The following is a 13,797-nucleotide window of genomic DNA, read 5'->3' as shown; positions in this document are numbered from 1 at the left end:
ATGCCATTGGCAGTGATTATTCTTTTTATTACCCTCGTTGCCATTGCATTACGTCGGGTTGCTAGAACAATTATTCCTATTTGGGCAATTATGGCTTTTGGCGCTATTGTCGCCTTATTATGCCAACAAATAACACCAGCGCATGGAATTGCAGCGATTGATCCAGAGGTTATGGCTTATTTATTGGGTGTTTTTTTTATCGCGCAAGCTGCCGAGGAAAGCGGGTATTTAGAACAATTAACGAATGATATTTTTTATCATGCGCATACAGGAAAACAAGCCTTATTCATTATTGTTTTTATACTCGGAACAAGTGCTGCATTACTTATGAATGATACTATTGCGATTATTGGTACGCCAATTATCCTGCAATTATGCAAATCACATAAAAGTTTAATTAAACCTTTACTCTTTGCTTTAGCCTTTTCCGTGACAATTGGAAGCGCCCTAAGTCCGGTGGGTAATCCACAAAACTTGCTTATCGCGGTTAAAGGAGGGATGTCCTCACCCTTTCTGGATTTCATTAAACCCTTAGCCATTCCAACTAGTTTAAATCTTATTATCTGTTATGCGCTTATTTATTTTGCTTATAAAGAACAACTGGATGAACCTATCGAAAAAGTAATACCTGCTCAGATTCGCAATTCTAAGGAAGTTATTTTAGTAAAGTTAAGTTTAATTATTATGCTTTCCCTGGTATTTACTAAAATTATTATGGATTTCTCTCCTTCATCATTTAGGATTAATTTCAGTTATATAGCACTTATTTCTGCAGTCCCTTTATTATTAAGTAAACAGAAATGGGTGTTTCTAAGGAACCTAGATTGGGGAACATTAATTTTCTTCGCGAGCACTTTCGTGCTGATGCAAAGCGTTTGGGATAGTGGTTTTTTTCAGGAGAATATTCATCGTTATCATATTTCGCTAACTAGTCCAATTGCGATTTTAGGAATTAGTATTCTTTTAAGCCAATTCATTTCTAATGTTCCTCTAGTAGCGCTTTACTTGCCTTTATTGTTGCACTCAGCTCACACAAGTTCTCAATTAATAACCTTAGCATTTGGAAGCACGATTGCCGGTAATTTATCCATTTTAGGTGCGGCAAGTAATATTATTATCATTCAAAATAGTGAAAAACGAGGAATTAAGGGCTTTGGTTTTTTTGAATTTATTAAATTAGGCTTACCGTTAATCGTATTGAATATTTTGGTGTATGTGTGTTTTTTTAAAAATTAGTGAGTGAAATTGATAAAAATAGAAAACCATAAATAAATCAAAAGCGCTGCTATAATTTAGTACTATATTAGACATAGTTGTTTTTAAAACTTAATTAGAGATGCAAGAATGCCTGAAGCCCCTTACTTGCCCAATGAAGAACAACGCCTTGCTGCTGTTCAAAAATCGCAGATGTTAGGTACACCTGCTGAGGAACGGTTTGATAAAATTACGCGATTAGCACGTAGGATTTTTAACGTGCCAGTGGCTGTGATTGATATTTTGGGTGAGAAAGTAGCCTGGATTAAAAGTGCTCAGGGTTTAAAGGCAATCATGGGGATAAGAAAAGACTCTTATTGCCATCATACCATTTTAGAGGAAGAGGTTTGTGTAACCTTTGATGCGCGCAAAGACCTCCGTTTTTTTGATAGCGCCTATCGCCTATACTGATACCTGGGTTTTTTATGCCGGCGTTCCCATCCATTTTGAAGGTGAACGTATTGGTGTGCTTTGTGTTGGTGATAATAAACCTCGTAGATTCACTGGAAAACAACAAGAAACCTTGCGAGATCTTGCTTCATTAGTGGAGCAGGAGCTAAATTTTCATGCGCTGTCCGAGGCATAAGTTAGACTAGCACAACAAAATGAAGAGCTCGAGCTGAAGAGTCGCATTGATCCTTTAACCCACTGTTGGAACAGAGCCGCTATTTTTGACATTGTTACAATGGAGTTAAAAAATATTCAAGATAGCTGCCTTGCAATATTGATGATTGATGTCGATTGTTTTAAAGAGGTAAACGACACTTATGGGCATCCAGCTGGAGATGAGGTTCTAAATACTATTGTGGAAAAAATACGTGCAATACTTCGTCCCAAAGATGCATTAGGACGTTATGGTGGAGATGAGTTTTTAGCGGTATTAGCAAATGCCGATCTAAACGAAGCTCTGAGAATTAGTCGGCAAATTTGTGATGTGGTTGCGGCAATTCCTTTGCCTTTTGATGGATCTAGCTTTCACGTTACATGCAGTATTGGTTGTGCAATTTTAACTCATTTAAATGATATCAATTCATTAATTAAACATGCGGATGAAGCTTTGTACCAAGCTAAAGGTGCTGGACGGGGTAATGTGGGTTTTTGATGCGCTAACTCAGGAAAGTAACCCCAATAGTCTTATTGGTGCTTCTGTCCCATCACGTACCTTAAGTGGGCAAATCATGACAAAAGCCCCTGTTGGTGGCATATTATCCAAATTTGCCACATTTTCTATCAATATTTTGCCTTTTCCTAAAAAAGCTTGATGGACTTTAAAACCATATTCCGGACAATCTGGCGATAAGGTATCAATACCCAGTGCAGCCACACCACGTTCAAGCAATAAATTAGCGGCTTCAATTGAAACAGAAGGAAACACATGGTTGTTATGGTATTTTAGTGACTCCCTCCAGAATCGTTCCCAACCTGTTTTAATCATAACGCATGTACCCTGCCTAATTGGGCCATACAGACTTTCAAAATCACTAATATCCTGAGCGGATACACGATAATGCTCATGGGCTTTACTTGAAACATCAATGACCATACAGGGCATACATAAATCGCTCACATCAAACTCATCAATGCATTTTCCGCCCGTAATACAGTGACTGGGAGCATCCATATGGGTGCCAATCCCCGCATCCATACTTAGTTTCATCACCCGGAATTTATCTTCACCATGGCAATCAGAATAATCCATTTGAACATCATGATTAAAGCCACAACCACCATCCCAAGCTGGCATGATGTTTTCTAGTACATGGGTTAAGTCAATGATTTTGTAGGGAAATTTCATGTGATGACTTACAATAGGATTCTAGTACTACATTCTACAACATAAAAAGAAGGGCGCGTAGCCCGTATTCGCTGAAGTCGTAATACGGGGGGCTCAATGATTAAGAAATAGAATCAGTTGCAGGGGGAGCGAGGTAATCTCTTACTTTAATTTTAGAGTGATTAGGTACTAAGCCGTCGAAGAAAACATCAGAAAAGATGCTTTTGGACATCTTAACGCGTACTTCATCTATTTCTACCTCATTGCTATACAAACGTAGCGTGAAGCCTTTTATAAGTAACTCTACATGTCCATATACTGATACCCAAACACTTCCATCGCTATTATTATGTATAAAGATTTCTGTTTTTGCTGGTTCTTGCTGAGCTGTTTTAACTTGATTTGTACTTGTTACTTCAGTGAAGAGTGTACTAGCATTTGCATTGAATACCAGCGATGACAGAAGAAGGCAAATAAATAGTATTTTATTTTTCATTATTATTATTCCAAATTGTGGTCAAAAAAAAGGCATCGCACTGTATCATAATTAAAATAAATATTAAATATTATTAATTTCTCATGGATCTTGGTACGTACTTCTAGTTATCAGGAGACTAACCAATAGCTATAAATGAGTTTAATTTCAACACGGTGTTTTTTATAATTCCGATATTGAAAAAAAGAACTCCTAAGTGTATTCTCCGAATTCTTCAATCTTAAACCAATATGGAAAGGCAACCCTCTGAGTCTGTTGTGAATGGAAAATTATGGAAAAATCATTTTTATTTAGCAATCTTACAATCATCTGTTTTAACTCAAACCACTCAGAAACAAACCGATACCATTCCCGAAAATGTAAATACTCTTTTATCGAAGCATGGTTTACACAGCTCAAATCAAAGTGAGGATAGCTAACCATCAGATGCTTCATCTGCAAAGAAAACTCCTACAAACATTATGAATGTAACAAATAGATTTATGTAAATTTCATTCCAACTATTAGCAAGCAAGGAACTAAGGAAAATGGCAAGCGCAATTAAAATTTTAACCATTGGCACAAATGATCTTGGAGTATTACCTCGCGAAGTAAATGGTGACTATATATCTGAGATTGATTGGTTTGAATCGAATCAGAAATATGCTCGGGCTTCAATTCAGGCTGATCAAAATGGTGAATATAATATTACGGATAGTGTAATTGGAACGAACAATCATGGGGAACTTTATGACAATGGCACTAAGATTTTAGAATGGCACTCTACTCCGGATGGAAAGTTAATAGTTCAATCTTATACTGAAAAACAAATCAATTTATTTGCTGCCCTTAAAACAAAAGAATGTTTTATTAATGCAAAAGGTCCTGTATTTATTAAAGGTTCTTTAGAGTGCGAATCAATACTAGCTATTGATGCAGAAGCGCTCTGGTTGGATGATGAAATTACCTCTCAAGGCTCTATTCTCTTAAAAGCCCGTCAAGGTATTGGTCTTTTAGCACCTGTTAAATCAGAGAATTTAGTTATCGATGCCGCTTATGTTCATCAAGCTGCAGATGTACAAACCTCGGGGCAATTTGATGTTTGTGCGCAATTTTTTAAACAAGATACTTCAGTTAAAACAGTAGTGGATAAGTTGCGCCTCATTTCTACTAAGAGTGAAATGAAAGGGGATCTTACCGCCAATAATGAATGTTTTTTAACCTCAAAATCATTAATTTTGGGACATGAAACGGAATTGTCTACCTTTAGATTTCTAGGAGCCAATCATATTCATACGGGTAATTTACATTTTCGAGGTGATACTCAGGTTCGTATCGGAAACTCGGCTCTGCCTCAGGAGGGGTTATTTCTAGTTGATGAACAATTAGTTATTGATGAACAAGCTGTAGCTCTTCTGTTTAATACAAAATCCTCTTTAAACGAAATAGAAAATAAAGGCGAGTTGGTGCTTGATCAATGTCATTTAGAAGCGCAACACGTTGGGCAGCAAGGTTTTTTTGGTGCGAATAGCTCATTAATAAAGCTTTCGGATTATTTTACTCATGATAATAAAGCACTAACAACACTTAAAAATTGTCTCTTTATTGCCCCAATAACTTATGTGCATGACAATGATTTTTCTATAAATGATAGCGTTTATAAAGGAGGGTTATGCGCTATATATGGAGGATCTTTAGAATTTAATAATCATTCAGTAATTGAAATTGCAGAGTTATTTGTGGATGAAGAGGCTGAAGCGATTATTCATGATTCTAAGCTTAAAGCACACACTTCGATAAAATCGATGGGGCGATTGTTATTTGAAAAAGCTGATATACTGCGGGGGATCTAACAGTCAACTTTGCTTTAAAAGCAGTTACTGGTTCTTTTGCCGCTCCTATTGCTTGGGGTTTAGTTGGGATAGGGGTTTTGGACACGCTGCTTTATGATGAAAAGGTAGTAGAGTTATGTATGGCTCAAAGTAAATCTTTGGGGGAAGAAGGTCTTAAACAATTAGGTGAAGGCAACTATACAGCTGCAGCAACTTTCATGCATTCTTCTCAGGTTCAAGCTCAGGCATATTGGAGTGCACAAGTAACACATTATCTAGCGGGTTTATCCTCACATATTGTTGATGGGGTAAGTCAGGTTTGGGATAAGATGAAACCTAAGCCTAGGTCTCCAGCAGTGGAACCCGTTATTCTGGAGCCTAAAAAGGTGAATAGGCATTCATTTTTTAGTTCTAGAGATGCCGCAATGGGGGATGAGCAAACGGCAGATAATCTTTCTGTAAATGAAGTAGGTAGAACATGCGAATTCAAGTAAACAAACAAATAGTTGTTGCTATAATCTTATCTTTATTTTTAAGCGAGGGCTGGGGACAAAAAACGCCTTGGGAAAATATAGATTCTCAGTATTGGGAATCTAAAAGGCAGGGCTACAGTAAAAAGGCTTTGGTGTTCGCGAAGCAAGCTTACATCATAGCCTTAAATAAAGAGATCAAACATCTACCCATGAGCTGTTTTAATTTAGGATACGCCTATTATACTCAAGGAAATTTTAAACAGGCAGACAAATTTTTACGTAAGGCTTTGCTTTTTTTTGAAAAGTTATATGGTGAGGATAGTTATTTTGCGGTTGGGGCATTAAATCTTCTTGCCAAAAATTATAGTGAACAAGGGCAATATGATAAAGCAGAATATTATGCTGTGAGAGCTTTGAACCTTTTTGATAAGAAGCATCGAAAAGATGACGTTAAGCGGGTTCCATTTTTAGCTGTTTTAGGTACCGTTTATCGAAATCAAGATAAATATGCTAATGCGGAACGTCTCTATAAAGAGGCCTTGGAAAGTTTAAATAAAGAGCCGATAAAAAACTTGAGATTACGAGCTGGTCTCTTTTCTAATTTTGCTGGTCTTTATGAAGAGATGGGTTATTACGAAAAGTGCGAACCCTTGTACCATCAAGCAGTGGCTTTGGAGGAGCAATTGTATGGAAAAAGCCATCCTGAGTTGGCATTGATTCTCAATAACCTGGCTACTTTTTACACTGCAAGCGGTTTGTATCACAAAGCAATACCTTTACTTTTACGCTCTATAAAAATTGGTGAACAATATACTGATTCTAAAAATTATACACTAACAAAAAGTCTGGATAATCTTGGCTTAGCTTATGCAGGAGTAGGAGATTATGAGAATGCAAAGCATGCCTATGAACGGGGACTGGCAATTAAAAAAGAGCTGCAAATTAATGGTCCTGATTATGCTACGAATTTAAGTAATTTGGCCGCATTATATCAATTACAAGGTCATTCTTCGGAAGCAGAAGAATTGTATCTTCAAGCTTTAGCGATCGATCAGAGGTTTCTTCCCGCAGATCACCGCTCAATTGGTGGAGATATGAATAACTTGGCGGGTGTTTATAGCGCGCAAGGGAAAGAGAAACAAGCAGAGGAGTTATACCAAAAGGGCGCAGCACTCTATCAAAATAAGCTGGGTAATGAACATCCGAGTACCGCCACCGCATTATTAAGCCTTGGGACTTTTTATGAAGAACGAGGTAATTACATAAAGGCAGAATCTTTATATCAACAGGCACTTGTGATTTATGAAAAAAAACTTCCAGCAGAAAGCCCTTTAATCGCTAATGGGCTAAACAATTTGGGGGGCTTGTATTTGGAAGAAAAGAAATACAGTAAAGCGGAGGCAATTTATCAACGCTCATTGGCTATAAGAAAGAAAGCATTAGGGGAGGAGCATCCTTTATACGCTCAAAGTTTAAATAACTTAGGCTATGTTTATGGTGAATTAAAACAATATGATAAAGCCGAGCCGTTATATTTGCAGGCTATAGCCATCATTGAAAAAAAGCATGGCGAAGACCATCCGCTTTTAGTGACGTATATGAACAATTTAGGCACGGTGTATTCTGAGCAAGGTAAGAAAGAGGCAGCAAGGTTTTATTTTGAAAAGGCCATAGCGATTGGTACAAAGAAATTAGGTGCTTCCCATGCAACTGTTTTGGCGGCTAAGAATAATTTAAGGATATTGTAATTTCCCATGCTTTCTAGTGCAGTCCGTATTATGATGTCGTCGAATACGGGCGCTCTAACTTAACTCAAAGGAAGTAATTCCCTAAATATCCTCAATAATAAGCATTCATTTTTTAGTGCTGGAGAGGTCGTAATGAGGGATGAGCCAACGACACTTAATCAGCCTGTAAACGAAATAGGTAGAGCATGCGAATTCAAATAAAGAGGCAAATAGTTGTTGCTTTAATCTTATGTTTATTTTTAAGCCTGGGTTGGGCACAAAAAACGCCTTGGGAAAATATAAATTCTCAGTATTGGGAATCTAAAAGGCAGGGCTACAGTAAAAAGGCTTTGGTGTTCGCGAAGCAAGCTTACATCATAGCCTTAAATAAAGAGATCAAACATCTACCCATGAGCTGTTTTAATTTAGGATACGCCTATTATACCCAAGGAAATTTTAAACAGGCAGACAAATTTTTACGTAAGGCTTTGCTTTTTTTTGAAAAGTTATATGGTGAGGATAGTTATTCCGCTGTTGCAACGTTAAATCTTATTGCCAGGAATTATAGTGAACAAGGAATTTATGATAAAGCAGAATATTATGCCTTAAGATCATTGAACCTTTTTGATAAGAAGCATCGAAAAGATGACGTTAAGCGAGTCCCATTTTTAGTTATTTTAGGTGCATCTTATCAAGATCAAAATAAATATGTTCAGGCTGAGCATATTTATAAACAGGCTCAGGAGATTTTAGACAAAGAGCCAACTAAGGAGTTGAAGTTAAGGGCTGGTCTTTTTTCCAACTTTGCTTTGCTCTATGAAGATATGGGTTATTATAATAAATGTGAACCATTGTACCTCCACGCGTTGGCTCTGGATGAGCAGTTACATGGAAAAAGCCATCCTGATTTAGCACTTACTCTTAATAATCTGGCTTCTTTTTATACATCCAATGGCTTGGATCACAAATCAATACCATTACTTTTACGCGCTATAAAGATTTATGAACAACATACTGACTCTAATAATTATACGCTAGCAGCGAGCCTGGATAATCTTGGAAAGGCCTATTCTGGAGTAGGAGAATATGATAGTGCAAAACGAGCCTATGAACGGGGGCTGGCAATTAAGAACAAACTGCAACTTAATAATCCTGATTATGCCACGAACTTAAGTAATCTGGCTGGCCTGTATAAATTACAAGGGCGCTATTTTGACGCGGAAAAATTGTATCTTCAAGCATTAGCACTCGATCAGAAAATTCTTCCTAAAGGTCATAGTTCAATTGGTCGAGATATGAATAATTTAGCAGGTGTTTATAGCGCGCAAGGGAAAGAAAAAAAAGCAGAGGCTTTATATCAAGAGGCAGAAAACATATTTCAAAATAAGCTAGGTGATGAACATCCAATTACTGCCTCGGCATTACTGAGTCTTGGAACTTTTTATGCAGAACGCCATGACTACAGAAAGGCGGAATCTTTATACCAGCAAGCACTTGCTATTTATGAAAAAAAACTTCCAGCAGAAAGCCCTTTAATCGCTAATGGGCTAAACAATTTGGGGGGCTTGTATTTGGAAGAAAAGAAATACAGTAAAGCGGAGGTAATTTATCAACGCTCATTGGCTATTAGAAAGCAAGCATTAGGGGAGGAGCATCCTTTATACGCTCAAAGTTTAAATAATTTAGGTTATGTTTATGGTGAATTAAAACAATATGATAAAGCGGAGCCGTTATATTTGCAGGCTATAGCCATCATTGAAAAAAAGCATGCCGAAGACCATCCGCTTTTAGTGACGTATATGAACAATTTAGGCACGGTGTATTCTGAGCAAGGTAAGAAAGAGGCAGCAAGGTTTTATTTTGAAAAGGCCATAGCGATTGGTACAAAGAAATTAGGTGCTTCCCATGCAACTGTTTTAGCGGCTAAGAATAATTTAAGGATATTGTAATTTTAAGTGAGGTTGTAATGTGAGTTTTTAGGTTGACAAAGAACTCTTAAAATAGCATTAATTGGCCGTGGCTTTGGTACGAACTTTCAGTTGAAAGTAGTCTTTATTTTTTTCAATCTGGATTTAATGTTATTACCATTGACAAAAATAAATCACCGAGGTGCGCTGCGCGTTCTCCGACCTTGATCTGAATATGGAAAAGCACTTTTTACTACTCTGCTGTGAATGGAAAAATTATGGAAAAATCATTTTTATTTACCACGCTTAAAACCAGTTGTTTTAATTTTCCCCCTATCATTGTCAAGTTATTGTCTTGATATAAAAACTATTGTGTGAGGCAGGAATGAGCAAGTTTGAGAATTTCTCCGAAGTAGAAAGAAACCATTTAAATGAATTAAAATTAAATGAATTAAAAACCAATCTATGGGAACATCCTGTAGAGTATTTTTTTCATCGTTATCGTGATTTTAATGATTTTAAAAAAATAAATTATTCCATGTGGATTGGGCAGTGGCAGTATGTGAGTTCTGGTTTTTCACTGATACTTGAAACATTCAAAATCCTCGGTCAAGTAGCAAGTTCTTTGTTGGCATTGAATTTTTCTAATGCAGCGTCCTTAGCTTATGATGCCTTTCAAGAGTGCAAGACTGCTTTAACTAAATTAACGTTAGCTCTGGGATTGTTGTGTTTAAATCTCTGTCGCGCTACGACGCTTTTTGTGGCAACTTTTTACCCTCAGCTATTATTCGCAAGTTTGACTGTATGTTCGGCTTATCTTTATTTTATGGTTTTAGGACAGTCTCTACTTGAAGCAGCCACTTTAATATCGTTTAGTCTGTTTTTAGGTATTTTTGGGGCATCTATTATAGGACCCTTAAAGGACAATAATGAAAGTAAACTCACAAAAAAAGAAAGAGAAGCACAGCATGAGTGCTCGTTTTTTATAGAGTTTTATAAAAAAATGACTGCTGAACAATGGCACGTATATGAGTTTCTTAAAGAGTTCAAAGATAAACATAAATTAGCATTCCAGGAATTAAAACAAGATCAGAAATTTTTCTCTGTTGGTGATCAGTGTTTAATAGATCAATGTATGCGCGTACATATTGAAACGACAAAGGTTTGTGTCGATCTTAGTGAATTACTTACCTCTTACCCGGAGTTTTCATTTGATTTGGCTTCAAAAGATAGGATCTATGCCAATATGACTTACAAGGAACTAGTAGAACATCATTCCAGGGTCATGAGCATAGCTGACTTATTAGCTCAAAAGATGAATAACAGACCTGAAAATGAAGCCCAAGAGCGTAATTTATTAAGCTCGATGTAAAAATGCTATCACTGTTTAAAAATAATCAGTTAGAGGTATAGTTATGAAGAAAAAAGTAAGTCCTGTACGGACCGGGAGTGTTATTAGTTTTGGTATTTTATCACTCGGAGCCGTATTAGCAGTTTGTGTTGCCCCTCCATTAGCTATACCTCTTGGCGTTAAACTTGGAACTGGCATCATCGGGATTATTGGTGTCGCTTTTTCTGCAGGGGATACTGCGATTAATCATTTTAGCAGTTGTGGCGATGGGCAAGATAAAAGAGCTGATAATGAGGAGGAGAAAACAAAGGAAGAACTAAAAGAAGAGCTAAAGGAAGAGCTAAAGGAAGAGTTAGACGAAATAAAACGCCGTCAAAACACGATAGAACTGCAAAGCAAAAAGGAGAAGAAGGAACAAAATGCCAAAATAACATTGGTTCGTGAGGACGTTGATTCGAACACTCGTAGAATCAGTACTCTTGAGCGTCGAAAAACCACTTCTCATGGAAATAATGAACCAACGACCTCCTCTAGCACCACAAGCTCTCCGACTCAAGCTATCCAGGAACAAACAGATACTATTCCCGAAAATGTGAGTACTCTTTTATCGAAGCATGGTTTACACAGCTCAAATCAAAGTGAGTACAGCCAACCATCAGATGTTTCATCTGCAAGAAAGAGAAGAAATCCAGCAAATCTGAGATTCTAATAAATAGGTTTTCTGCAACAATGCGCTGCATCTAGGCTACATTAGATTTGGACGGGATGAATGTTGGTGACATATGAGTGTGCAAAATTGCCGCCATTGCGAACTTCTTGAAGCAACCAAGATTGGAGCTCTAATTGAGCATATTCTTAGAAAGCTTCATGATTGTTCGCAATAATGATGAAATTTTTGTTTACTTAAAATAGACCTAATTCCGACGACGATGGTTCTACCTCAGTTTCAAATGTCACATCTTTTTGTATAAAGGCATCGACTTGTTTTCTAAACGCCTCTAACCCGCCATCGGTATAGGGTGGTACGTAGCTACGAAATGTTAGGCAGCGTAAAAAGTATAGATCTGCTAGGGGGGCGTTTTTTGCTTGAAGCCAATAGTTATTCCCGGCAAGCGCATGGGGATATTGTTTTCTGGTGTAATCCATAGCCTTTTTATAAGCATCCAGTTTATTCGCAGTAGTGTCTCCATTATTGTGATTTATTTTAATGATAAAGTAGTTAAATGTTGGGCTTTTGGATGGGTCGATTTTTAGCTTCATGATATCTCCTTATACAATGCTCATTTAATTTAAAGCGAATTAAGTTAATTGGCAAATACAAATAGAGATAAATTTAAGTAAGGAATGCTTAACTATTTTTAACTTCCTGATTTTAATATTATTGCCGCTCCTTTTTCTGCGATCATGGTTGTAGGGGCATTGGTATTGCCGCTAACCAACGTTGGCATAATAGAGGCATCAATCACTCTTAACTTATCTACCCCATATACTCTTAATTGTTTTGGATCAACCACAGCCATCGGGTCGACCCCCATTTTACAGGTGCCTACGGGATGATAAATGGTTTCTGATTTTTGCTTAATATACTCACGAATTTGCGCTTCTGTTTTTATTGTTTCTCCGGGCTCAAATTCTTTTGAAAAATAAGAGCTAAAAGCTTGTTGCGATAAAATTTCTCTCCCTTTTTGAAATCCAATAACCATGGCATCCAAATCTTCTTTTTCAGATAAATAATTAGGGTTGATTAAAGGCATGTCCATTGGATTAGCACTACGTAATTTAATTGTGCCGCGGCTTTTCGGATGTAAAAAACAGGTCATTAATAAATAGCCGTAATGGCAAAACAAATCCTTTAATTGGCGGGCACTATTGGTATACATGGATGCTGCAAAATGCCATTGTACATCGGGGACTGTTAATGTGGGGTTCGTTTTGGCAAAACCTACAGCCTGCGTATAATTGCTAGTTAATTCACCTTGGTGTTTAAATAAATAAAGCCCTAATGATTTAAGGTGTCGCCACAAAGCGCTCGGAAGAAAACTAAAAGAAGTATGTGTTTTATCCAGGCAGGTGATGTGAATATCCAAATGATCTTGTAAGTTTTCTCCTACACCTGGTAAATCATGTACTAAAGGAATGCCATGTTTTTCTAACTCTGCTTTTGGTCCTATACCGGACAATAATAAAAGATGAGGAGAGCCGATACTGCCTGCTGACAGAATCACTTCTTTGCGGGCTAGGATGTCCTGAGTTGTTCCTCGCCTTATAATGCGTACTCCTTGAGCGCATTTATTTTCACACAGAATTTTAACCGCATGGGCATGGGTTATAATGGTTAAATTGCTTCTTTTTTTAATTGGCTTTAAGTAACCGCGAGCATTGCTCCAGCGCTGCCCGTTTTTTTGGGCTACCTCAAAATACCCCACGCCTTCTTGCATCACTGAATTATAATTCGCTAAAACCGGATATCCTGCTTGCTCTCCTGCATGCACAAAAACACGCATTAAAGGATTTAAATATCTAGGCTCATCAACATGAATTTTTTCTTCGCGCTCAAATTTTTCAAAATAAGGTAGTACTTCTTGGTAAGACCATCCTTCATTGCCTAACTGTGCCCAGTGATCATAATCATGAGCATGTCCGCGCACATAACACATTGCATTAATAGCGGAACTCCCTCCAAGTGTTCTTCCTCTCGGCCAGTACATGCTTCGATTGTTGCAATTTGCTTGGGGTGTGGTCCATAAATGCCAATTTAACTTTTTACTCCGTATGGCCATGATAATTCCCATAGGCATACGAATAAAAGGACTAGTATCTGCAGGACCTGCCTCGAGTAGGCATACTGTGTTATGGGGGTTTTCGGAAAGTCTATTTGCTAAAACGCAGCCTGCGGAGCCGCCACCTATGATGACGTAATCAAAGATTTTAGGAATTTGGGTCATGATATGCTCTTTGCATTTATTTATATTTTATTATGGCCTAAAAAATCAGACATCTGTGA

The 13,797-nt window shown here is 37.4% G+C and carries 15 protein-coding genes; 11 read left to right on the top strand and 4 right to left on the bottom strand.

The window, feature by feature from the left end:
• The 4 genes from E1P08_RS02960 to E1P08_RS02945 all read left to right on the top strand — a co-directional run bounded on the left by E1P08_RS02960 (window position 1) and on the right by E1P08_RS02945 (window position 2,356).
• Window positions 1–1,236, top strand: a complete 1,236-nt coding sequence (locus E1P08_RS02960; protein WP_133135520.1) for an anion transporter — start codon at window positions 1–3, stop codon at window positions 1,234–1,236.
• A gap of 108 nt (window positions 1,237–1,344) precedes the next feature.
• Window positions 1,345–1,665, top strand: a complete 321-nt coding sequence (locus tag E1P08_RS02955; protein ID WP_133135519.1) for a hypothetical protein — start codon at window positions 1,345–1,347, stop codon at window positions 1,663–1,665.
• Window positions 1,640–1,840 (top strand): GAF domain-containing protein, encoded by a 201-nt coding sequence (locus tag E1P08_RS02950; protein WP_165485071.1) that lies wholly within the window; start codon window positions 1,640–1,642, stop codon window positions 1,838–1,840. Before E1P08_RS02955 ends, E1P08_RS02950 begins: the two co-directional genes overlap by 26 nt.
• Window positions 1,841–1,873: 33 nt before the next feature.
• Window positions 1,874–2,356, top strand: a complete 483-nt coding sequence (locus E1P08_RS02945) for a GGDEF domain-containing protein (RefSeq protein WP_133135517.1) — start codon at window positions 1,874–1,876, stop codon at window positions 2,354–2,356.
• Window positions 2,357–2,365: 9 nt separating this feature from the next.
• On the opposite strand, the gene E1P08_RS02940 is transcribed toward E1P08_RS02945, so the two are convergent.
• Together E1P08_RS02940 and E1P08_RS02935 are read right to left on the bottom strand one after the other, a co-directional pair.
• Window positions 2,366–3,049, bottom strand: coding sequence for a cyclase family protein (locus E1P08_RS02940; RefSeq protein WP_133135516.1), 684 nt, complete (start codon window positions 3,047–3,049; stop codon window positions 2,366–2,368).
• Between the two features lie 100 nt (window positions 3,050–3,149).
• Window positions 3,150–3,524, bottom strand: coding sequence for a hypothetical protein (locus tag E1P08_RS02935; protein WP_133135515.1), 375 nt, complete (start codon window positions 3,522–3,524; stop codon window positions 3,150–3,152).
• Between the two features lie 257 nt (window positions 3,525–3,781).
• Here E1P08_RS02935 and E1P08_RS17105 point away from each other — a divergent pair, with 257 nt between their 5' ends.
• The 7 genes from E1P08_RS17105 to E1P08_RS02905 all read left to right on the top strand — a co-directional run bounded on the left by E1P08_RS17105 (window position 3,782) and on the right by E1P08_RS02905 (window position 11,502).
• A complete protein-coding gene (locus tag E1P08_RS17105) occupies window positions 3,782–3,943 on the top strand; it encodes a hypothetical protein (RefSeq protein WP_165485070.1) in 162 nt (53 codons plus the stop codon).
• 108 nt (window positions 3,944–4,051) lie between these two features.
• Entirely contained in the window at window positions 4,052–5,356 is a 1,305-nt protein-coding gene (locus tag E1P08_RS02930; protein WP_133135514.1) for a hypothetical protein, read from the top strand.
• Between the two features lie 119 nt (window positions 5,357–5,475).
• Window positions 5,476–5,829, top strand: a complete 354-nt coding sequence (locus E1P08_RS02925) for a hypothetical protein (protein ID WP_133135513.1) — start codon at window positions 5,476–5,478, stop codon at window positions 5,827–5,829.
• On the top strand, window positions 5,814–7,556 hold the full coding sequence (locus E1P08_RS02920) for a tetratricopeptide repeat protein (RefSeq protein ID WP_133135512.1): 1,743 nt from the start codon (window positions 5,814–5,816) through the stop codon (window positions 7,554–7,556). Before E1P08_RS02925 ends, E1P08_RS02920 begins: the two co-directional genes overlap by 16 nt.
• Window positions 7,557–7,741: 185 nt before the next feature.
• Window positions 7,742–9,484 carry a tetratricopeptide repeat protein gene (locus E1P08_RS02915; protein ID WP_133135511.1) on the top strand — a complete coding sequence of 581 codons (1,743 nt, stop codon included), beginning with the start codon at window positions 7,742–7,744 and terminating at the stop codon, window positions 9,482–9,484.
• 343 nt (window positions 9,485–9,827) lie between these two features.
• Complete coding sequence (locus tag E1P08_RS02910) at window positions 9,828–10,814, top strand: hypothetical protein (RefSeq protein WP_133135510.1); 987 nt, start codon at window positions 9,828–9,830, stop codon at window positions 10,812–10,814.
• A gap of 43 nt (window positions 10,815–10,857) precedes the next feature.
• Complete coding sequence (locus E1P08_RS02905) at window positions 10,858–11,502, top strand: hypothetical protein (protein ID WP_133135509.1); 645 nt, start codon at window positions 10,858–10,860, stop codon at window positions 11,500–11,502.
• Window positions 11,503–11,696: 194 nt separating this feature from the next.
• On the opposite strand, the gene E1P08_RS02900 is transcribed toward E1P08_RS02905, so the two are convergent.
• Both E1P08_RS02900 and E1P08_RS02895 read right to left on the bottom strand, forming a co-directional pair.
• Window positions 11,697–12,053, bottom strand: coding sequence for a hypothetical protein (locus E1P08_RS02900; RefSeq protein ID WP_133135508.1), 357 nt, complete (start codon window positions 12,051–12,053; stop codon window positions 11,697–11,699).
• A 98-nt stretch (window positions 12,054–12,151) separates the two neighbouring features.
• Window positions 12,152–13,738 carry a GMC family oxidoreductase gene (locus E1P08_RS02895; RefSeq protein WP_133135507.1) on the bottom strand — a complete coding sequence of 529 codons (1,587 nt, stop codon included), beginning with the start codon at window positions 13,736–13,738 and terminating at the stop codon, window positions 12,152–12,154.
• Window positions 13,739–13,797 lie beyond the last annotated feature (59 nt).

Source organism: Legionella rowbothamii (assembly GCF_900639985.1).
In the GTDB taxonomy this organism is placed as follows: Bacteria; Pseudomonadota; Gammaproteobacteria; order Legionellales; family Legionellaceae; genus Legionella; species Legionella rowbothamii.
Note: the sequence above shows the minus strand (reverse complement) of the source record. Positions and strands in the feature narration are given on the sequence as shown.

Coding starts and splice junctions, on each gene's coding strand:
- E1P08_RS02905 (WP_133135509.1), top strand. CDS start 10,858: ATGAAGAAAAAAGTAAGTCCTGTACGGACCGGGAGTGTTATTAGTTTT.
- E1P08_RS02960 (WP_133135520.1), top strand. CDS start 1: ATGCCATTGGCAGTGATTATTCTTTTTATTACCCTCGTTGCCATTGCA.
- E1P08_RS02940 (WP_133135516.1), bottom strand. CDS start 3,049: ATGAAATTTCCCTACAAAATCATTGACTTAACCCATGTACTAGAAAAC.
- E1P08_RS02895 (WP_133135507.1), bottom strand. CDS start 13,738: ATGACCCAAATTCCTAAAATCTTTGATTACGTCATCATAGGTGGCGGC.
- E1P08_RS02930 (WP_133135514.1), top strand. CDS start 4,052: ATGGCAAGCGCAATTAAAATTTTAACCATTGGCACAAATGATCTTGGA.
- E1P08_RS02915 (WP_133135511.1), top strand. CDS start 7,742: ATGCGAATTCAAATAAAGAGGCAAATAGTTGTTGCTTTAATCTTATGT.
- E1P08_RS02900 (WP_133135508.1), bottom strand. CDS start 12,053: ATGAAGCTAAAAATCGACCCATCCAAAAGCCCAACATTTAACTACTTT.
- E1P08_RS02920 (WP_133135512.1), top strand. CDS start 5,814: ATGCGAATTCAAGTAAACAAACAAATAGTTGTTGCTATAATCTTATCT.
- E1P08_RS02925 (WP_133135513.1), top strand. CDS start 5,476: ATGGCTCAAAGTAAATCTTTGGGGGAAGAAGGTCTTAAACAATTAGGT.
- E1P08_RS02910 (WP_133135510.1), top strand. CDS start 9,828: ATGAGCAAGTTTGAGAATTTCTCCGAAGTAGAAAGAAACCATTTAAAT.
- E1P08_RS02955 (WP_133135519.1), top strand. CDS start 1,345: ATGCCTGAAGCCCCTTACTTGCCCAATGAAGAACAACGCCTTGCTGCT.
- E1P08_RS02935 (WP_133135515.1), bottom strand. CDS start 3,524: ATGAAAAATAAAATACTATTTATTTGCCTTCTTCTGTCATCGCTGGTA.